This window comes from Streptomyces sp. NPDC002463 (genome assembly GCF_042889835.1).
Classification (GTDB): Bacteria; Actinomycetota; Actinomycetes; order Streptomycetales; family Streptomycetaceae; genus Streptomyces; species Streptomyces nymphaeiformis.
On record NZ_JBIARL010000024.1, the window covers coordinates 67,408 to 88,031 of the forward strand.

The window sequence follows — 20,624 nt, forward strand, 5'->3', positions numbered from 1 at the left end:
ACACCCCGGCTCCCCGTCGGGTCAGCCGGAGATCCCGGCGGGCTCCTCCACCGCCGCCGGGGTGTCGGCCGGGGCGGCGGCTGCGGGCCGCCGCTGCCGTCGGCGGGCCGTGAGGAGGTAGACGACCGTGAGGAGGGCCAGCCAGACCACGCCGACGACGAGCGCCACGCGGGTGCTCTCGTGGAGGGCGAGCAGGACCATCACCGCGGTCATGAAGAGGACGGTGACGATCTGGCCGTAGGGCCAGAACGGGGCCGGGAACTTCAGGGAGGCGGCTTCCTCGGCGGACATCGAGCGGCGGGCCTTCAGCTGGGTGAGCAGGATCATCATCCAGACGAACACCGTGGCGAACGTGGCGATGGAGGAGATGATCAGGAAGATCTTGCCCGGGATGAGGGCGTTCATCAGGACGGCGAGGAGCAGGGCGCCGATCATGACGAGGGTGGTCACCCAGGGCACGCCGTTGCGGCTCACGCGACACATGACGGAGGGGCCGTGCCCGCGCTCGGCGAGGCCGTACATCGTTCGGCCCGCGGCGAAGATGTCGCTGTTGATGGCGGACAGCGCGGCGGTGAGGACCACGACGTTGAGGACGGCGGCCGCGGACTTGAGGCCCACTCCGGCGAAGATCTGCACGAAGGGGCTGCCCGAGTCGCTGATCTGCTGCCACGGGGTGATCGACATGATCACGGCGAGGGTCAGCACGTAGAAGAGGATGATCCGCAGCGGGATGGAGTTCACCGCGCCCGGGATGGTCTTCTCCGGGGACTGCGCCTCGCCGGCCGTGACGCCGATGATCTCGGTGCCGCCGAAGGCGAACATGACGATGGCGAAGGAGATGACGAAGCCGTCGACGCCGCCCGCGAAGAAGCCGCCGTGGTCCCACAGGTTGGACAGGCCGATGTGGGCGTGGCCGCTGCCGAGGCCGAAGGCGATCACCGCGATGCCGACGACGATCATCGCGACGATGGCGACGATCTTCACGAGGGACAGCCAGAACTCCAGCTCGCCGAAGACCTTGACGCTGACGAGGTTGAGCGCGCCGACGATGAGGACGGCGGCCAGGACCCAGATCCAGCGCGGGACTCCGGGGAACCAGAAGCCCATGTAGACGCCGATGGCCGTGACGTCTGCGACGGCGACGATGACCATCTCGAAGGCGTACGTCCAGCCGGTGACGAAGCCGGCGAGCGGACCGAGGTGCCGGTTCGCGTACTCGCCGAAGGAGCCGGCGCAGGGGGACGCCACGGCCATCTCGCCGAGGGACCTCAGGACGAGGAAGACGGCGGCGCCGCCGATCAGGTAGGCGAGGAGGACCGCGGGGCCGCCCGCCCTGATGGATTCGGACGAGCCGTAGAAGAGCCCGGTGCCGATCGCGGAGCCGAGGGCGATGAAGCGGATGTGCCGTGAGTTGAGCCCGCGACTCAGGCCGGTGTTTTCGGTACGCAAACGAGTGTCTCCCTCGTGGGGGGGCGGGGCGTCGGAGGATCCGGCCGGGCGATGCGCCTCGTGGCACGCCCGTCGTCCGAGCTGCCGACGGCGAATGCCAGCCTGTATATTCCTGTCTATACAGGTGCGTCAAGAGGTGGCCCGATGACTGAACGCAAACCGACACCCGGTCCCGCGTCGAGCGCCTCCCCCGCGGTCGCGCGCGCCCTGGACATGCTCATGTACCTGGCCGCCCGGCCCGGTCTCGTACAGGCCGCCACGCTCGCCCGTGACCTGGGCATTCCGCGCTCGTCCGCGTACCACATCCTCACCGTGCTCACCGACCGCGGCTTCGTCACGTACGTCCCCTCGGAACAGGCCTACGGGCTCGGCGTCTCCTCCTTCGAGGTGGGCTCGGCCTATCTGCGCCACGAACCCCTCGAGCGGCTCGCCCGGCCGATCCTGCGCGCCACCGCGAGCCGCCTCGGCCAGACCGTGCACCTCGGCATCCTGCACGGCGCGGAGACCGTCTACCTGCTCAAGGAGCGCCCGCCGGCCCGGGCGGGGGACGTCGACATCGCACTCGTGACGGATGTCGGCGTGCGCCTGCCCGCCCATCTGACGGCCAACGGCCGCGCCATCCTCGCCCACACCTCGGAGGCGCAGCTGCGGGCGCTGTTCCCCCGGCCCGGCGATCTGACCACCCGCACCGGCCGCGGGCCGCGCTCCCTGCCGGAACTGACCGGCGAACTGGCCCGGGAGCGGGAGCGCGGCTGGTCGCAGGAGGTGGAGCTGGTGTCCCAGGGCTTCTGCTCGATGGGGGTGGCCGCGTTCGACCACAACGAGCGACCGGTCGCCGCGATCAGCACCACCTGGCGCCGCCACCACGGCCGGCACGACACCGAGGAGGTGCGCCAGGCCCTGGCGCAGGGTGCGGCACGGCTGACCGCGGCCGTCTCGGGACACGCGCCGACGGGCGCGGGGGCGCGGACCGCCGCCTGAGCCGCCTCCGCCCGAGCCGGCTCAGTGCGTGGCGAACGCGCCTTCGAGGCGGTAGCGGGAGCCCGGGTGGAGCAGGCGCGCGATGCTCACGAGCGCGTCCCGCGACCACGTGCGGCGCAGGATCAGCAGACACGGCTCTGACGGCCCGATGCCGAGGATCTCGCATTCCTCGGGGGTCGCCAGGACCGCCTCCACGATGTGCTCGCCCCGCCCCAGCGGGGCGACCTTCGACAGGAACGTGTACGGCGTCTGCAGCGTGAAGTCCTGCTCCAGATAGCCGGGGGCGAAGGCCGGGTTGACGTAGCGGTCCTCCAGCTGGAGCGGCACCCCGTCCTCGTAGTGCACCACGCGCGAACGGAACACCCGCTGCCCGGTGCCGAGGCCGAGGTGCGCGCCGGTCCTGTCGTCGGCCTCCTCCTCGCCCAGGGACAGCACACGGGCGGCGTAGGCGTGGCCGCGGTGATGCACCTCGTCGGCGATGTTGTGGACCTCGAGGAGCGCGGAGCTGGCCTTGCGCTGGGCGACGAAGCTGCCGACGCCCATGACGCGCCGGATGACGCCCTCGGCGGCGAGCTCGCGCAGGGCACGGTTGACGGTCATCCGGGACAGGCCGAGGGCCTCGACGAACTGGCTCTCCGAGGGCAGGGCGTCGTCCTCCTGCCAGTGGCCGTCCCGGATCTGCCGCTGGACGAGCTCCTTGACGCGCTGGTACGCGGGGGCGGAACCGCCCGCGCCCTGCGCGTACCACCGGGCCAGCTCCGCCGGGTCCACGACCACGCCGCCCACCGTCCTCGCCATCCGCTCCCCCTGCCTCCTACCTGGGACGAATCCTATGGGAGCGATGCCGGCGGCGACCGGGCCGACGGTCCCGTTCCGGGGGAAGTGTCTCGGATCCGAGAGATGCGGGCGCCGCCGCTGGTCCCGGCTCCGCCGCTCGCGTGTCATGACGGTGCACAACGGCTCGATCCCCCTGAGGAGCAACCATGACCAGCCCTTCCCACGAAGCGCCGGGCGTCGTCCGGGCCCCGCGCGGCACCGAACTGAACTGTCTCGGATGGCAGCAGGAGGGCGCCCTGCGGATGCTCATGAACAACCTCGACCCCGAGGTCGCCGAGCACCCCGAGGACCTCGTCGTCTACGGCGGCACCGGGAAGGCCGCCCGCAACCACGAGGCGTACGACGCGATCGTCCGCACCCTCAAGACCCTCAAGGACGACGAGACCCTCCTCGTGCAGTCCGGCAAGCCGGTCGGCGTGATGCGCACGAACGAGTGGGCGCCGCGCGTGCTGCTCGCCAATTCCAACCTGGTGGGCGACTGGGCCAACTGGGAGGAGTTCCGCAAGCTGGAGGCCGAGGGCCTGACCATGTACGGCCAGATGACGGCCGGTTCGTGGATCTACATCGGTTCGCAGGGCATCCTCCAGGGCACGTACGAGACCTTCGGCGCCGTCGCCCGCAAGAAGTTCGGCGGCACCCTGGCCGGCACGATCACCCTGACCGCCGGCATGGGCGGCATGGGCGGCGCCCAGCCGCTGGCCGTGACGATGAACGACGGCGTCGCGATCTGCGTCGACGTCGACGAGACGCGCATCGACCGCCGCATCGGCACCCGCTACCTCGACGTCAAGGCCGACAACCTCGACCACGCCCTCGAACTGGCCGTCCAGGCCCGCGACGAGCGCCGCGGCCTGTCCATCGGCGTCGTCGGCAACGCCGCCGAGATCTTCCCCGAGCTCCTGGAGCGGGGCGCCCCGATCGACATCGTCACCGACCAGACCTCCGCCCACGACCCGCTGGCCTACCTGCCCGTCGGCGTCTCGGTCGAGGACTGGCGCAAGGAGCGCGAGGCCGACCCGGCCGGCTTCACCGAGCGCTCGCGGAAGTCGATGGCCCTGCACGTCGAGGCCATGGTCGGCTTCCTCGACAAGGGCGCCGAGGTCTTCGACTACGGCAACTCGATCCGCGACGAGGCCCGCAAGGCCGGTTACGACCGGGCCTTCGACTTCCCCGGCTTCGTCCCGGCGCACATCCGCCCGCTGTTCGAGGAGGGCCTCGGCCCGTTCCGCTGGGCCGCGCTGTCCGGCGACCCGGCCGACATCGCCAAGACGGACGCCGCGATCAAGGAGCTGTTCCCCGAGAACGAGCACCTGCACCGCTGGCTGGACATGGCCGGCGAGCGCGTCTCGTTCGAGGGCCTGCCCGCCCGCATCTGCTGGCTCGGCTACGGCGAACGCCACCGCGCCGGCCTGAAGTTCAACGAGATGGTGGCGAACGGCGAGCTGTCCGCCCCGGTCGCCATCGGCCGCGACCACCTGGACTCCGGCTCCGTGGCCTCCCCTTACCGGGAGACCGAGTCGATGCTCGACGGCTCCGACGCCATCGCCGACTGGCCGCTGCTCAACGCGCTGGTGAACACCTCCTCCGGCGCCTCCTGGGTGTCGATCCACCACGGCGGCGGCGTCGGCATGGGCCGCTCCATCCACGCCGGCCAGGTCTGCATCGCCGACGGCACCGAGCTCGCGGCCCGCAAGCTGGAGCGCGTCCTGACGAACGACCCGGGCATGGGCGTCATCCGGCACGTCGACGCCGGATACGAGTACGCCTCCTCGGTCGCCAAGGAGCGCGGTGTGCGCATCCCGATGACGGAGACCGGGGACGGCGCGGCGTGAGCACCTTCCAGGAGACCGCTCTCCCGGTCACGGTCGTCCCGGCCCGCCCCTGGTCGGGCCGGGACGACGGGCCCGGTGCCGAGCACCTTCGGTGGCACAAGGCCGTCGAGCTCGATCCGGAGCTGACGGAGCGCGGCGACGTGGCGTTCGTCGGATTCGGCTCCGACGAGGGCGTGCGCCGGAACAAGGGGCGGCAGGGCGCCTCGCAGGGGCCCGACGCCCTGCGGCGGGCCCTCGCCTCGATGGCGCTGCCGAAGCCGCTGCGGGCCCTCGACGCCGGTGACGTGACGGTCGACGGCGACGCGGACGGCGCCCTGGAGGCCGGTCAGCAGCGGCTGGGCCGTGCGGTCGCGCACCTCGTCGACGCGGGCCACCCGGTGGTGGTCCTCGGCGGCGGGCACGAGGTCGCGTTCGGGACGTACAGCGGTCTGGAGCAGACGCGGGCCATCGAGGCCGGCGGACGGCTCGGGGTGCTGAACCTCGACGCGCACTTCGATCTCCGCGACGACGTGCGGCCCAGCTCGGGCACGCCGTTCCTGCAGATGGCGCAGAGCGAGCGGCGGCACGGCCGCGACCTCAACTACTGGGTGCTCGGCATCAGTCAGGCCGCCAACACCGAGGCGCTGTTCCGCACCGCGGAGTCGCTCGGGGTGCGGTACCTGGAGGACGGCGAGTGCGGGCTGCTCGACATGGCGCGGGTGGAGTCCTTCGTCGACGAGTTCCTCGCGAGCTGCGACCTCGTACACCTGACGATCGACCTGGACGTGCTGCCGGCGGCCGTCGCCCCCGGGGTCAGCGCGCCCGCCGCGTACGGCGTGCCGATGGAGGTCGTCGAGCAGGTCTGCACGCGGGTCGCGCGCAGCGGCAAGCTCGTGGTCGTCGACGTCGCCGAGCTCAATCCGGAGTTCGACGTCGACCAGCGCACGGCGCGGGCCGCCGCGCGTCTGGTGCACCGGACGGTCACCACCTGGGCGTGACGTCCTCCCCCTGAACAGGCCGCCAGGCCGCCCGGCATACGAGAGCCGCGGCCTGGCGGCCGCGGCCTTCCCGCCCGGATCCGCTCAGCGGACGTCCGTGACAGTGACGATCGCGAGGACCCCGTCGACGACGATGTCGACGGGGTCCTCGTCGTCCTGGAGCAGGACCGCGTCGAGCCGGCCGAGGCGGACGGGCCCCCGGTCCAGGGTCGCGGTGCCGTCGAGGACGATCGCGAGGACGCGGGTGGCGGGTGCGGGGCGCAGCACGGTGGAGCCGCGTTCGATGGACACCTCGGCCTTCGCCTCGGTGCGCCGCACCATGACGTTGAAGTCGACGATGGGGCCGGCGAGCAGCCGGCAGTCGGTGGCGGCGTCGCCGGAGAAGGCGAAGGGCACGCAGCGGGTGTCCACGACGTGCTCCGCGCCGTCGACGGTGAGGGCCATGCCCGGCCCCTCGACGACGGTGATGATCCGGTCGACGCCCTCGAACACGGAGAAGGGGCCGCTGCTCGCGACGTCGGCGACGCTGATCCGCCACGCGAAGTCGTCGGTGCCGGCGCCCTGGGGGTGGGCCATGACCTCGGTGGTGATGCCTCCGCCGTTCTTCCACGGTGCGGGGGTCCGGTCGTGCGCGCGCAGGATCTGAGGTGCCATGAGGAGGTACTGCTCCTTCGAGGTCTGGTTCGGTCGGGAAACACGACATCCTCCCCCGCCGCCTGGGCCGCGGGAGAGGAGGTGTCGTGGGTCGGTCGGGCCAGGGCCTGTCTTTCGGATCAGGCCGGATCAGGGAGCGGGGCCTGATCCGAAAGACAGGCCCTAGCGCTCGGCGGTGTGGCGTGTGTCGAGGGCGCTCTCGGTGAAGACCCGGTATCCGGTCGCCGGGTCGTATCCGTGGATCTCGCGGGTGTCGAGGGCGGCCATGTAGGTCAGGACGTCCTTGCTGACGACCTGCCCGGGGACGAGCACGGGGAAGCCGGGCGGGTACGGGGTGACGAACGTGGCCGAGACGACGGTGCGGCCCCGCGCCATGGCGTCGGTGAGGGCGTCCACCGACAGGTGCTCGCACTGGGTGTCGTCGTAGGCGAGGAAGAACGCGGAGCGCATGTCGCCCTCGGGGGTGCGCGGGCTCGGCCGGAACGCCGGGTGGAACGCGCTGAAGTCGGGCAGGGCCGCGGAGCCCGCGTCGAGACCGGTGGCGGCACTGTCGTGTGCGGCCCGGTCGTGCGGGCTCATCTCGCCGATGCGTTCCTCCAGGTCCTCGGCGATGCGGACGAGCACCTCGATCAGGTAGGCGACGGAGCTGCGGGTGGTGCCGATGTTCGTCATGAACAGCAGCGTGTTGCGGGTCGTCTTGTTGACCTGGATGCCGTGCCGGTCCATCAGGAGGTCGTGCTTGAAGGTGTCCCCGTCGATCCCGGTGCGCCCGATGTGCAGGGTGGCGCGGGTGGGGTCGAGGACGAACTCGTCCTCCTCCCAGGCCCGTTCCATCCGGGCGAGACCGGTGCGCAGGGGCTGCTCGATGCCGGAGGAGCGGAAGCGGGGCGGGACGAGTTCCGGCGTGGTGAGGATGCGCAGGTAGCGGCTGAGCAGCGGGTGCTGGGCGACCGCGTCGCGGAGCACTCCGGCCTGTTCGAGCTGCTTCTGCACGAGCGCGAAGCCTTCGAAGACGGCCTGCCGGCGGCCGAGGTCCATCGAGGCGAGGATCTGGTAGTTGGGCGACGTCGAGGTGTGCGTCATGTACGCCTCGTGGAACACCTCGGCGACCTTGTGGCGGAAGTCCTGGTCGAAGACGTGGACCATCGAGCCCTGGCGCATCGAGGTGAGCGTCTTGTGCGTGGACTGCGTGGCGTAGACGCGGACGCGGACCTGCTCCGGGTCGGGCATCAGCCGGGTGGTGGCGAGGGTCTCGTCGTCGGGGTCGTCGCCGAGGCTCGCGCGGTGGGCCGCGTAGGTGTCGGCGTACGCGGGGTCGCGGTAGCGGTCGGTGAGGGTGCGGGCCGCGGCCATGGCGGTGCGGCGGCGGTAGACGGGGTGGAAGCGGGCGAAGGCGAACCAGGCCTCGTCCCACAGGAACGCCAGGTCCGGCTTGAGGGCCAGGCACTCCTCCATCACGCGCGAGGGGTTGTAGACGATCCCGTCGAAGGTGCAGTTGGTGAGCATGAGGAGCTTGACGCGGTGCAGGACGCCCTCGTGCTTGAGCATCAGCAGCTTCCGCTTGATCTCCTCCACCGGCACGGCGCCGTACATGCCGTACTCGTCGAGGGGATAGGCGTCGAGGTAGACGACGTGGGCGCCGGCGAGGACGAGTCCGTAGTGGTGCGACTTGTGGCAGTTGCGGTCCACGAGGACGATGTCGCCGGGTCGTACGAGCGCCTGGACGACGATCTTGTTGGCGGTGGAGGTGCCGTTGGTGACGAAGTAGGTCTGGCGGGCGCCGAAGGCCTCGGCGGCCAGGTCCTGGGCCTCGCGCAGCGGGCCGGTGGGGGCGAGCAGGGAGTCCAGGCCGCCGGAGGTGGCGGAGGTCTCGGCGAGGAAGATGTTCAGGCCGTAGAAGTCGGCGATCTCCGGGATCCAGGGCGAGTTGAGCACCGAGGCGCCGCGGGAGACGGGCAGGGCGTGGAAGACTCCGGTGGGCTTGCGACTGTGGGCGCGCAGCGCGGTGAAGAACGGGGCGCGGTGGCGTTCGGTGATGCCGTGCAGGATCGACAGGTGCAGTTCGAGGAGGCCTTCGCGGGCGTGGAAGACGCGCCGGAAGCGGCGGCTGAGGCGGCCCGCGGTGGACTCGACGGCCCGTTCGGACACGAGGTAGAGGTCGAGTTCGGGGCGCAGGGCGAGGAGCCGGTCGCCGAGGGCGCGGATCTGTTCGCCGCCGTCCCCCGGTGTGGCGGCGGTGTCGGTGGCCTCGTCGAAGAAGCGGCGGACGACGCTGAGGTCGTGGCGGGAGCGCGCGGCGAACCGGTCGCGGACGACGACGGCCTGGAGGCTGGAGTTGACGAGGGAGGCGATGACCGCGTCCTCGAAGCTGGGGGCGACGACGATCTCGTAGGCGAACTCGTCGTCGGAGCGGCGCAGCCGGCGCAGTTCGGCGCGCAGCGCCTGTTCCTCGGCGGCGTCCAGGTCGCCGACGACGAGGACCTCGAAGTACGGGGCGGAGGGCGCGGGCGGGGTGTGTGCGGGGTCCGTCGTCTCGTCGGGCGCGGCGCTCGGGGTGGCGGCGGTGTACGGGGCGGTGCCGTGGTGGCGGTGTCCGGCGAGGGCGCGGTACAGCTCGTCGGTGCGCTGGGCGAGCTGCCGGTGCTCGTGCTGGTCGTGGAGCCCGCGGAGCTCCTTCAGCGCGGCCGTGCCGGGGAAGGCCCAGCAGTGCTCGACGGGTGTCAGGAGACGGATGAGTTCCTGGATGCGCGCGGCGGTGTCCGGGTGGCCGTCCGGACCCTGGGTGGCGAGGCGGTGGGTGAGGTCCGTCAGTGAGCTCCAGGCGTCGGCGCGCAGTTGACCGACGCTGTTGTGCACCGTGGCGGTCGGCAGGTCATTCACCGGGGAACGGCTCCTTCTGAGGGCTGCCCGGCCGGCCGCGGACGGGGAAGGCGGGGGTGGCTGGGGCCTGGGGTGGCAGCGGCCTGCCGCACCTTCCGGGTCCCGCGGGACCCGGAAGGTGTGAGGGACTGCGTCCGGGTCAGACCAGGGCGCCGGTGACGGACTCGGCGGCGGCCAGGGCGCGGCCGGAGGCCACGTACTGGACGGCCTCCTCGATCTCGGGGGCGAGCCAGCGGTCGGTGCCGGGTCCCTCGACGGTCTCGCGCAGCCCGTCGCGCACCGCGGCCGTGGCCGGGGCGGGGGTGAGCGGGGCGCGCAGGTCGAGGGCGCGGGCGGCGGTGTGGAGCTCGACGGCGAGGACGCGGCCGAGGCCGTCGATGGCACGGCGGAGCTTGCGGGCGGCCGCCCAGCCCATGGACACGTGGTCCTCCTGCATGGCGCTGGAGGGGATCGAGTCGACGGAGGCCGGGGTGGCGAGCCGCTTGAGCTCGGAGACGATCGCCGCCTGCGTGTACTGGGCGATCATGTGGCCGGAGTCGACGCCCGGGTCGTCGGCGAGGAAGGCGTTCAGACCGCGGTTGCGGGCCGGGTCGAGGAACCGGTCGGTGCGGCGCTCGGAGATCGAGGCGACGTCGGCGACGGTGATGGCGAGGAAGTCGAGCACGGCGGCGACGGGCGCGCCGTGGAAGTTGCCGTTGCTCTCGACGCGGCCGTCGAGGGTGACGACCGGGTTGTCGACGGCGCTGGCGAGCTCGCGGGAGGCGACGAGCGCGGCGTGGCCGAGGGTGTCGCGGGCGGTGCCGTGGACCTGCGGGGTGCAGCGCAGCGAGTAGGCGTCCTGGACGTAGGTGCAGTCCGGGCCCGCGTGGCTGGCGATGATCGCCGAGTCGGCGAGCAGGGAGCGCAGGTTGCCGGCGCTGTCGCCCTGGCCGGGGTGCGGGCGCATGGCCTGGAGGTCGGCGGCGAACACGGCGTCGGTGCCGAGCTGGCCCTCGACGCTCATGGCGGCGGCGATGTCGGCGGTGCTCAGCAGGCGGCGCAGGTCGTGGAGGGCGAGGACGAGCATGCCGAGCATGCCGTCGGTGCCGTTGATGAGGGCCAGGCCCTCCTTCTCCTCCAGGACGACCGGGGTGATGCCGGCCTCGGCGAGGGCCTCGGCGGCGGGCTTGCGCTCGCCGTCGGCGGTGCGGACGACGCCCTCGCCCATGACGGCGAGCGCGCAGTGCGCGAGGGGGGCCAGGTCGCCGGAGCAGCCGAGCGAGCCGTACTCGTGGACGACCGGGGTGATGCCGGCGTTCAGGAGCGCGGCGTAGGCCTCGGCGGTCTCGGTGCGGACACCGGTGCGCCCGGTGGCGAGGGTGGACAGGCGCAGCAGCATCAGGGCGCGTACGACCTCGCGCTCGACCTCGGGGCCGGAGCCCGCGGCGTGCGAGCGGACCAGGCTGCGCTGGAGCTGGGTGCGCAGTTCGGTGGGGATGTGGCGGGTGGCCAGGGCGCCGAAGCCGGTGGAGACGCCGTAGTGGGGCTTGGCGTCGTCGGCGAGGGCCTTGACGACCTCGCGACTGCGGGCGATCTCCTGGAGCGCCTCGGGGGCGAGAGCCACCTGGGCCCCGTGACGGGCAACGGACACGACTTCGTCGGCGGAGAGGGCACCGACACCAACAACAACGTTCATGTCCCTATGAAGCCGCAGGCGGGGAGGGGTGCGCGAGGCATGCGGGACAGCTCGTGTCTGGGATACAAGACATCCTGTCTGGGATCCCAGACGGTAGGTCTACGGCGTCCCTGGTCTACGCTCGCCCCATGAGCATCGTCCCTGCCGCCGCGCAGGTGCTGGCCGTCCTGCGCTATCTGTCCCGTCAGGCCGCGCCCGTCCCCGCGGCCGCCATCAGCCGTGACGTGGGGCTGCCGCGCTCGACGACCTACCACCTGCTCGACACCCTGGCCGCGGACGGCTTCGTGGTCCATCTGCCGGAGGAGCGGCGCTACGGTCTCGGGCTCAGCGCCTTCGAGCTGGCCTCCGGGTACGAGCGCCAGGCGCCGTTCCAGCGCCTCGCGCGGGCCCCGCTCGCCTCCCTCGTGGACCGCACCGGGCACAACGCGAACCTCGCCGTCCTGCACGGCCGTGAGGTCATCTACGTCATCGAGGAACGCGCCCCGGGCCGCCCGCCCCTGGTCAGCGAGGTCGGTGTCCGGCTGCCGGCCCATCTGACGGCGAGCGGCCGGGCGGTGCTCGCGCTGCTGCCGCCCGCGCAGGTGCGGGCGATCTTCCCGGACCGGTCGGCGTTCGTGCAGCGGCACGGTGCCGGTCCGGCGACGCTGACGGCGCTGCGCGCACTGCTCGCCCAGGCGCGACGCCGCGGGTACGCGACGGAGGAGGGCGAGGTGACGCCGGGCCTCTCCTCGATCGCCGCGCCGGTCCTCGACCATCACGCGCATCCGATCGCGGGGGTCGCGGTCACCTTCCCCGACGAGGCCGTCGACGAGGCGGAGCGGCAGCGGATCGCGGGGCACGTGGCGCAGACGGCACGGGAACTGACCCGCCGGGTCGGCGGCGCGGCCCCCGCCCCGGGCGCCCCTTCCGCGTAGCGGGCCGGGGGGCGCGGGCGCGACGCCGCCGGGCGATTGTGACGTGCACCTTTCAGTCGCATGTCAGCCGCCTGCGAATGCTTCCAACGGCGTCGATCATGACCACAGAATGACTCGTCGCCAGGTCTCGTCCCCTCCGATTCGGAGGCATCACTCCTGGGGATCGCATCGCGCGCACAGCGTCGTCCCGATCGACCGCGCGTTTCCACCCCCCAGAAAGCGCATCGAGCATGCCCATAACCGGCACACCCCCGCCGGCTTTCCGTACGGCCCACACCGCCGCACCTCGTACCGCGACCGTCGCGACGGCGCCCGGGAAGGCGGGGCCGTGCTCCGTCACGTGATGCGCAGGACGGCCGGCTGGCTGGCCATGATCGTGGTCGCCGCCAACGTCACGTACGTACTCGCCGCCTGGTTCCTCGATCCGAGGTCCAACTACAAGGACACCCGCCCGGTCCGCACCGAGGCGGAGATCGACCAGGCCCTGGCGCCCTACAACCTGGATCCGAGGGTCCCCCTGGTGGACCGGTGGTGGCACTGGTTCCGCGACGTGGTGCTCCACTTCGACTGGGGGAAGTCCCCGGTCGGAGCCTCGGTCAACGGCGAGATCGGCTTCCGGGTGCTGGTCAGCGGCCAGCTGGTCACCGCCGCCACGCTCCTGTCCGTGCTCCTCGGTGTCGCCCTGAGCGTGTCCACGGCGTCCCGGCAGTACGGCTGGTGGGACAGGATCACCCAGCTGGTGTCGGTGTTCCTGTTCAACATCCCCACCGCCGTCGCCGCGCTGGCCGTGGTCCTCCTCGGGATCCGGCTCAACCAGGGCCTCGGGCTGCGCTTCCTGTACGTCGCCGGGGAGAAGTCCCCGACCGTCGAGGGCCTGCTGCCGACGGTGGCCGACCGGGTGCAGCACCTCGTCCTGCCGACGCTGAGCCTGACCCTCCTCGGGTACGTGGGCTACCACCTGACCCAGCGCACCCTGCTCCTCGACGCCATCGGCTCGGACTACGTGCGCACCGCCCGCGCCACCGGCCTGACCCGCGCCCAGGCGATCCGCCGCCACGCCCTGCGCGCCTCGCTGATCCCGACCGCGACCTCCGTGGCGTTCGGCATCCCCGCCGTCTTCACCGGCGCGGTCATCACCGAGACCGTCTTCGGCTGGAACGGCATGGGCCAGTACTTCATCCAGACCATCGCCAAGAACGACGTGCACGGCACCGTCGCGGTGGCGGCGTTCGGCGCGGCCATGACCGCGATCGGCGCGATCCTCGCCGACATCGCCGTCGTCCTCCTCGACCCGCGGGTGCGGGTGAGCTGACATGACGCTGTACCTGCGGCGCTTCGGCCGCAATCGCGGTGCCCTGCTCGGCGTGGCGCTCTTCGTGCTCCTCGTGCTGTTCGGTGTCCTCGGCGGCCTGTTCACGGACTTCGCGTACACCGACGCGGACTTCACCGCGCTCACCCAGCCGCCAGGCCCGGTCCACCACTTCGGCACCAACCAGGGCGGGAACGACGTGTACGCCCAGGCCGTGCACGGCCTGCGGCGATCGCTGGTGATCGCGGTCTGTGTGTCGGTCCTGACGGTCGTGCTGGCCGCGGTGATCGGCGCGGGAGCCGCGTACCTCGGCGGCAGGGTGGAGAAGCTGACCCTGGCGGTCATCCACTTCCTGCTCGTGGTCCCGTCGTTCCTGATCCTCGCCCTGGTCTCGCACCGGCTCGCCGGCGACTGGCGGGTGCTGGTCCTCGTGCTCACCGTCTTCGGCTGGATGACCACCGCCCGCGTCGTCTGGTCGCTGTCCACCTCGCTGCGCGAACGCGACTACGTGCTGGCCGCCGAGTTCATGGGCGTGCGGCCGTGGCGGATCGTGGTGCGGCACATCATCCCCAACCTCGGTTCCCTGCTCGTGGTCAACCTGACCCTGGGGGTCGTCGCCACCGTCCTCAGCGAGACGGCCCTGTCGTTCCTCGGCTTCGGAGTCCAGACCCCCGACGTGTCGCTGGGCACCATGCTCGCCGACGGCTCCGGCACGATCACCAGCGCCCCGTGGCTGTTCGCGTTCCCCGCCGGCCTCCTCGTCCTGCTCACGGTGTCGATGACGCTCGTCGGCGACGGACTGCGCGACGCCTTCGACCCCACCTCGGTATCGGCGGCCTCGGGAGGCGCACGATGACGTTCACCCTCGCACCCGCGACCGGCTCGTCCTCGCAGGACACCGTGCGGGCCACCCCCGTCCTGTCCGTGCGGGACCTGCGGATCTCCTTCCCGTCCGAGACGGGACCCGTCGAGGCGGTGCGCGGCGTCAGCTTCGACGTGCTGCCCGGCCGGACCCTCGGCATCGTCGGCGAGTCCGGCTCGGGCAAGTCCGCGACCGCGATGGGCGTCATGGGGCTGCTGCCGCCGACCGCCCGGGTGTCGGGCGAGGTGCTGCTCGGCGGCCGCGACCTGGTCGGCCTGGACGACACCCGGCTGTCCGCGATACGCGGCAAGGACATCGGCATGGTCTTCCAGGACCCGCTGTCCGCGCTGACCCCGATCTACTCGGTCGGGCGGCTCCTCTCCGACGCGCTGCGGGTGCACCAGGACCTCACGAAGCAGGCCGCGTGGAACCGCGCGGTCGAACTCCTCGACCTGGTCGGCATCCCCGAACCGCGGCACCGCGCACGGTCGTTCCCGCACGAGTTCTCCGGCGGTATGCGCCAGCGCGTCGTCATCGCCCTGGCCATGGCGAACGCCCCGTCGGTCATCGTCGCCGACGAACCCACCACCGCCCTCGACGTGACCGTGCAGGCCCAGATCCTCGACGTGCTGCGGACCGCGCAGGCCGAGACCGGCGCGGGGCTCGTGCTGATCACGCACGACCTCGGTGTCGTCGCCGGGTACGCCGACGACGTCGCCGTGATGTACGCGGGGCGGGTCGTGGAACGGGCGGGCGCCGAGGAGCTGTTCCGGCGGCCCACCATGCCTTACACGATCGGCCTGCTCGGCGCGGTGCCCCGCCCCGACGCCCCGAAGGACCGCCCGCTGGTGCCGATCGGCGGCGGACCCCCGTCGTTGGCGGCACTTCCGGCCGGCTGCCCCTTCGCGGACCGGTGCCCCGCCGCACTGGACCGCTGCCGTACGGAGGAACCCGTGGCGACGCCCGTGGCCGGGCACGGGGACGTCGCCTGCCTGCGCGCCGACGAGATCGCCGACGGCCGGCTGAGGGCGGATGCGCTCTTCCCGGCGCCGGGGGCGCCGGAGGTCCCGGAGGACACCACCCCCGGCGAGGTGGTGCTGCGGGTGTCGGGCCTGGCCAAGACCTTCCCCGTCACCAAGGGCGCGTTCCTCAAGCGCCGCGTCGGCACCCTGCACGCGGTCAGCGACGTCGGATTCGACCTGCGGGCCGGTGAGACCCTGGGTCTGGTGGGCGAGTCCGGCAGCGGCAAGACCACCACGCTCCTGGAGATCCTGCGGCTCAGGCCGCCGGAGAGCGGCCGGATCGAAGTCGCCGGCACGGACGTCGCCGAGCCCGGCTCGACGGCGCGGCTGCGGGAGCTCCGCGGCGCGGTGCAGATCGTCATGCAGGACCCGATGGGAGCCCTCGACCCCCGTTTCCCCGTCTTCCAGCTGCTCGCCGAACCGCTACGGGCGGCAGGTGTCGACCGGTCGGCGATCCGGACCCGGGTGGCCGAACTCCTCGGCACGGTCGGCCTCGACGCCTCGATGGCGGACCGCTTCCCCGCGGCCCTGTCCGGCGGACAGCGCCAGCGCGTCGGCATCGCCCGCGCCCTGGCGACCCGGCCCCGGATCGTGGTCCTGGACGAGCCGGTCTCGGCCCTGGACGTGTCCGTGCAGGCGGGCGTCGTCAACCTGCTCTCCCGGCTCAAGCGCGAACTCGGCCTGGCGTACCTGGTCGTCGCGCACGACCTGGCCGTGATGCGGCACTTCGCCGACCGCATCGCGGTCATGTACCTCGGGCACATCGTCGAGACCGGCAGCACCGAGGAACTCTTCGAGAACCCCCGGCACCCGTACACCGAGGCCCTGCTCTCGGCGATCCCGGTGCCCGACCCGCGGCGCGAGCGCTCCCGCGAGCGGATCGTCCTCGAAGGCGAGCAGCCGAGCGCGGCGAACCTCCCGCGGGGCTGCGTCTTCGTCGACCGCTGCCCGCTGTACCGGTCGCTCGACGACGACGCACTGCGCGAGCGATGCCGTACGCAGCGGCCCGCCCTGGGCCCGGCGGCTCCCGGCTCCGGCCACCGCCACGCCTGCCACGCCCGCTGACCAGGCCTTTTCTGAGCACTCCGGCGCCCCACCCCTGGTGCCGCCCCCCATGAAGGAATGAGGATCCACTCCGCCATGCGATCGAGAATCGCCGTCCCCGCAGCCGCCCTCACCGCGGCCCTCGCCCTCGCCGTCTCGGCCTGCGGCGCCCCCGAGTCCGGCACACCGGGCGCCGGCAAGGGCCCCGCGAAGGGCGCGACCCCCGCCGCGGCCTCGGCGAAGGTCGACTACAACCCCCAGCCCTACGACAAGGTCAAGGAGGGCGGCACCTACACCACCGCGGGCACCATCGACGACCAGGGCAACCCGTTCAACGCCAACGCCACGCTCACCGCCAAGCGCGTCTGGTTCTGGTACAACCCGGACGTCATCACATACTCCCCCACGGGTGAGACCCAGTACAACCCGGACTACCTCAGCGACGTGAAGGTCAGCGTCGACGGCGGGAACCAGCGGGTGGTCCTCACCCTCAACCCCAAGGCCGTCTACAACGACGGCACCCCGATCGACTGGACCGCCGTCAAGGCGACCTGGCAGGCCAACAACGGCGCGGACAAGAAGTACAACGCGTCCGACACCGAGGGCTACAGCCACATCACCTCGGTCACCCGCGGCGCCGACGACAAGCAGGCGGTCATCGCCTTCAAGGGCGTCGCCCCCTGGTGGTCGAGCCTGTTCACCACTCTCCTGCACCCCAAGGCCGCGACCGTCGCCGCCTACAACGACGCCTACGTCAAGAAGGTCCACCCCGAGTGGGGCGCGGGCCCGTACACCGTCGGCACGTTCGACGCCAAGGGCGGCGACCTCACCTTCGTACGCAACCCCAAGTGGTGGGGCAGGAAGGGCAGGCTCGACAAGCGCGTCTACGTCAACCTGGAGTCGGACGCCGCGGCCAACGCCTTCAAGAACGGCCAGATCGACTACACCTCCGCGGGCGACGCCGAGGGCCTGAAGCGGCTCTCCGGCGTCCAGGGCACCGAGATCCGCCAGGGCGGCAGCCCGTTCGCGTACTCCTTCTACGTCAACGCCAAGTCGCCCCGCCTCCAGGACGTCCAGGTGCGCAAGGCGCTCCTGGAGAGCATCGACCGGACCCAGATCGCCAGGATCCAGTTCCAGGGCCTGGGCGACTACAGCGAACCCCTGCCCGGCTCCCTGCTGCTCTTCAGCTTCCAGAAGGGCTACTCCGACAACGTCGGCGCGGTGATCGAGCACGACCCGGAGAACGCCAAGAAGACCCTGGACGCCGCGGGTTGGAAGCCCGGCGCCGAGGGCATCCGCGAGAAGGACGGCAAGAAGCTCACCGTCACCTACACCCTGCGCGGCGACGACCCGCTGGAGAAGGCGACCGCCGGCGCGCTCGTGCAGATGCTCAAGCCGGTCGGCATCCAGGTCGACCTCAAGAACTCCACCGAGGCCGACTTCGCCAGGATCCTCACCGACCGCAGCTTCGACATCTTCCTCGTCGGCAACCGGGCCGGGGACCCGTTCGGCACCCGCTACCTGTGCGAGTTCTACTGCACCGACAGCGCCTCCAACATCGTCGGCATCGGAAGCCCCGCGCTCGACAAGGAGATCCACGCCGTCTCCGCGATCGCCGACCCCGCCCGTCAGACCGCCGAGGCCAACGCCGTCGAGCGCAAGGCCCTGGCCCAGTACGGCTACCTGCCCCTCTTCAGCGGCCCGTCGATCTACGGCGTCAAGAACGGCCTGTCCAACGTCGGCGCCACCATCTTCGGCACGCCCCTGCCGGAGACCGTCGGCTGGCAGAAGTGATCCCCGGGCCCCCGGGTCAGTCCACCGCCCGCAGACCGAAGGTGCCGGCCAGGCCGTCGGCACCGGTCTCGGTCACGTGGACGACCCGGGGGCTCGCTCCGTGGCGCAGCCAGCGCAGCTCGAAGAGCCGCGCGGTGAGCGCCGCGCCCACCGCGCCCGCCAGGTGGTGCCGCTGTTCGCTCCAGTCCACGCAGTAGCGGATCGGGCGCCGGCGGGCGGGCAGCCGGTCCAGGTCGACGCCGAACCGGGCCAGCGCGTCCCGGCCGGTGCCGGTGAGGCGGTAGTCGACGTCGTGTCCGTATCCGGACGCGCCGTCGCGCACCGCCTCCTCGGGGCGGTGGCTGCCGTCGTGCCCGGCGAGCAGGCCGCCGTCGAGCAGGGCTTCGAGGAGACTCACGCCGAGCCGGCCGGCGAGATGGTCGTAACACGTGCGGGAGCGGCGCAGGGCGCCGGCGGTGCCGCTCTCGCGCAGCGAGGTGACCGGGAGCGGCGGCGCGATGACCGCCAGCGCCTCCAGGGCGAGGCTGACGTCGGGGCCGGCCAGGCGGTAGTACCGGCACCGGCCGGCGCTCTCCGTCCGGACCAGTCCCGCCCCGACGAGCTTGCTCAGATGGGCGCTCGCCGTCGCGGCGCTCACCCCCGCCTCGGCGGCGAGCAGACCGGCCGCCAGCGCTCGGCCGTCGCCGAGCGCCTTCAGCATCCGTGCGCGGGAAGGATCGGCGATCAGCTGCGCGGCCCGGGCGATGTCGGGCTGATGGTGTACCTGGTCCCGGCGTCGGCCGGTCGTCGTCCTTGCCATGCGGCCAGCGTAGGCCGGGGACACTTAGACCGGTGACGAAGTGTCGCGCCGTGAGACTGGATCACATGCCGTCCACGGATCCCTCGTTCTCCCCCGCGCGCACCGCCCCCGCCGACCCGCCGCCGGACCGTCCGTCCCCCTCCCTGTCGCTGCCGCCGCTCATCGCGTTGAGCCTCGGGTACTTCCTGGTGATGCTCGACGTCACGGTCGTGAACGTGGCCGTGCCCGCCGTCCAGGGCTCGCTCGGCGCCGGCTCGTCGGACGTGCGGTGGATCGTCGACGGTTACAGCGCCTGCTTCGCCGGGCTGCTGCTGCTCGGCGGCGGGCTCGGTGACCGCTTCGGGCACCGGACGCTGTTCCTCGCCGGGCTCGGGGTCTTCGCGGCCGCTTCGGCGGGGTGCGCCCTCGCTCCCTCGGCGGGGGTCCTGATCGGGGCCCGGCTGGCTCAGGGCGCCGGGGCCGCGCTGCTGGTCCCCGCGTCGCTCGCCCTGTTGCGGGCGGCCTACCCCGACCGGGCCCAGCGTGCTCGGGCGGTCGGCCACTGGGGGCTCGTGTCCGCGGTCGCCTTCGGCGCCGGACCGGCGGTCGGCGGGCTGCTGGTCGCCGGGTCCGGCTGGCGTGCGGTGTTCTGGGTGAACCTGCCCGTGGCCGCGGCGGCGGTCCTGCTGACCGTGCGCCACGTACCGGCCCCGGGGCGGAGTGCCCGGCCGGGCCGGGCGGATCCGGCCGGCCTCCTGCTCGGTGTGCCGGGGCTGCTCGGCGTGGCCGGTGCGCTCAACGAGGCGGGGTCCGCCGGCTGGTCCTCGCCGGAGGTGCTGGTGCCGTTCGCGGGAGGCGTCGTGTGCCTGGCCGCCTTCGTCGCCGTCGAACTGCGCCTGGAGAAGGCCGCGGCGGTACGGCCGGAGGGCAGGCGGCCGCTGCTGCCGCCCTCGCTGTTCCGTGAGGCAGGACTCACGGCGACGAACCTCATCGGCCTGCTGCTGAGCTTCGGCTACTACGGGCTGCTCTTCGTCGCCACGCTGTACTTCCAGCAGGAGCGCCATTTCAGCGCGCTGAGCACCGGGTTCGCCCTGCTGCCGTCGGTCTGCATGGGTTTCCTCGCGGCACCCCTGTCGAGCCGGCTGACCGCCCGCGGCGGTCCGTACGCGCCCATGGCCGGGGCGCTGCTGCTCGGGAGTGCCGGTTTCCTGGGCTGGCTGGCGGCCGGCCCCGGCACTCCGTATCCCGTCCTGCTCTTCGCGCTCATGGCGACGGGGCTCGCGACACCGGTCACCGTGGTGGCCGCCACCGTGGCCGTGATGGAGGCCGCCCCCGCGGCTCAAGCGGGCACGGCGTCAGCGGTGTTCAACGTGTCCCGCCAGGTGGGCGGCGCGATGGGCGTGGCCCTCTTCGGCGCGCTCATCGGCGCGACGGGCGGTGTGGTCGACGGACTGCACGTGTCGGCGGTCGTCGCCGCGGTGGCGTTCCTGCTGGCGTCGGCGCTGGCCGCGGTCGCCGGGCGCCGTACCGGTGCCGTCCGGGCCGGGTGAGCGATACGCGCGGGGCGGTGCCCGGTAGCCCGGACACCGCCCCTTGCGCACCCGCGTTCACCGCCG

15 protein-coding genes are annotated in these 20,624 nt (G+C 72.4%); 9 read left to right on the forward strand and 6 right to left on the reverse strand.

Annotation, left to right across the window (positions count from 1 at the left end; translation table 11 throughout):
* Positions 1–21: 21 nt before the first annotated feature.
* Complete coding sequence (locus ACFYX3_RS35120) at positions 22–1,449, reverse strand: amino acid permease (protein ID WP_389022491.1); 1,428 nt, start codon at positions 1,447–1,449, stop codon at positions 22–24.
* A gap of 144 nt (positions 1,450–1,593) precedes the next feature.
* On the opposite strand from ACFYX3_RS35120, the gene ACFYX3_RS35125 reads away from it, so the two are divergent.
* Complete coding sequence (locus tag ACFYX3_RS35125) at positions 1,594–2,430, forward strand: IclR family transcriptional regulator (protein WP_376588647.1); 837 nt, start codon at positions 1,594–1,596, stop codon at positions 2,428–2,430.
* A gap of 21 nt (positions 2,431–2,451) precedes the next feature.
* Here ACFYX3_RS35125 and hutC read toward each other — a convergent pair whose 3' ends face one another.
* Positions 2,452–3,228, reverse strand: coding sequence for a histidine utilization repressor (gene hutC / locus ACFYX3_RS35130; protein ID WP_359513843.1), 777 nt, complete (start codon positions 3,226–3,228; stop codon positions 2,452–2,454).
* 185 nt (positions 3,229–3,413) lie between these two features.
* Here hutC and hutU point away from each other — a divergent pair, with 185 nt between their 5' ends.
* Both hutU and hutG read left to right on the forward strand, forming a co-directional pair.
* On the forward strand, positions 3,414–5,099 hold the full coding sequence (hutU, locus tag ACFYX3_RS35135; RefSeq protein ID WP_389022496.1) for a urocanate hydratase: 1,686 nt from the start codon (positions 3,414–3,416) through the stop codon (positions 5,097–5,099).
* A complete protein-coding gene (gene hutG / locus ACFYX3_RS35140) occupies positions 5,096–6,076 on the forward strand; it encodes a formimidoylglutamase (RefSeq protein ID WP_389022499.1) in 981 nt (326 codons plus the stop codon). The genes hutU and hutG overlap by 4 nt, the downstream gene beginning before the upstream one ends.
* An 84-nt stretch (positions 6,077–6,160) precedes the next feature.
* Here the strand turns inward: hutG and ACFYX3_RS35145 are convergent, their stop codons facing one another.
* The 3 genes from ACFYX3_RS35145 to hutH form a co-directional block, all read right to left on the reverse strand.
* Entirely contained in the window at positions 6,161–6,730 is a 570-nt protein-coding gene (locus ACFYX3_RS35145; RefSeq protein ID WP_389022503.1) for a HutD family protein, read from the reverse strand.
* Between the two features lie 162 nt (positions 6,731–6,892).
* On the reverse strand, positions 6,893–9,610 hold the full coding sequence (locus ACFYX3_RS35150; protein ID WP_389022507.1) for an aminotransferase class I/II-fold pyridoxal phosphate-dependent enzyme: 2,718 nt from the start codon (positions 9,608–9,610) through the stop codon (positions 6,893–6,895).
* A 139-nt stretch (positions 9,611–9,749) separates the two neighbouring features.
* Complete coding sequence (gene hutH / locus ACFYX3_RS35155; RefSeq protein WP_389022511.1) at positions 9,750–11,285, reverse strand: histidine ammonia-lyase; 1,536 nt, start codon at positions 11,283–11,285, stop codon at positions 9,750–9,752.
* Positions 11,286–11,413: 128 nt separating this feature from the next.
* On the opposite strand from hutH, the gene ACFYX3_RS35160 reads away from it, so the two are divergent.
* From ACFYX3_RS35160 to ACFYX3_RS35180, 5 genes are all read left to right on the forward strand, one after another.
* Positions 11,414–12,199, forward strand: a complete 786-nt coding sequence (locus ACFYX3_RS35160; protein ID WP_389022515.1) for an IclR family transcriptional regulator — start codon at positions 11,414–11,416, stop codon at positions 12,197–12,199.
* A gap of 328 nt (positions 12,200–12,527) precedes the next feature.
* On the forward strand, positions 12,528–13,511 hold the full coding sequence (locus tag ACFYX3_RS35165; RefSeq protein WP_389022518.1) for an ABC transporter permease: 984 nt from the start codon (positions 12,528–12,530) through the stop codon (positions 13,509–13,511).
* Position 13,512: 1 nt separating this feature from the next.
* Entirely contained in the window at positions 13,513–14,364 is an 852-nt protein-coding gene (locus tag ACFYX3_RS35170) for an ABC transporter permease (RefSeq protein ID WP_376588658.1), read from the forward strand.
* Positions 14,361–16,457 carry a dipeptide ABC transporter ATP-binding protein gene (locus tag ACFYX3_RS35175; RefSeq protein WP_389022521.1) on the forward strand — a complete coding sequence of 699 codons (2,097 nt, stop codon included), beginning with the start codon at positions 14,361–14,363 and terminating at the stop codon, positions 16,455–16,457. Before ACFYX3_RS35170 ends, ACFYX3_RS35175 begins: the two co-directional genes overlap by 4 nt.
* 75 nt (positions 16,458–16,532) lie before the next feature.
* Positions 16,533–18,230, forward strand: coding sequence for an ABC transporter family substrate-binding protein (locus ACFYX3_RS35180; RefSeq protein WP_389022524.1), 1,698 nt, complete (start codon positions 16,533–16,535; stop codon positions 18,228–18,230).
* A gap of 16 nt (positions 18,231–18,246) precedes the next feature.
* Here ACFYX3_RS35180 and ACFYX3_RS35185 read toward each other — a convergent pair whose 3' ends face one another.
* Complete coding sequence (locus tag ACFYX3_RS35185) at positions 18,247–19,029, reverse strand: ArsR/SmtB family transcription factor (protein ID WP_389022527.1); 783 nt, start codon at positions 19,027–19,029, stop codon at positions 18,247–18,249.
* Between the two features lie 65 nt (positions 19,030–19,094).
* Here ACFYX3_RS35185 and ACFYX3_RS35190 point away from each other — a divergent pair, with 65 nt between their 5' ends.
* Entirely contained in the window at positions 19,095–20,558 is a 1,464-nt protein-coding gene (locus ACFYX3_RS35190; RefSeq protein ID WP_389022530.1) for an MFS transporter, read from the forward strand.
* The last annotated feature ends 66 nt before the right edge of the window (positions 20,559–20,624 follow it).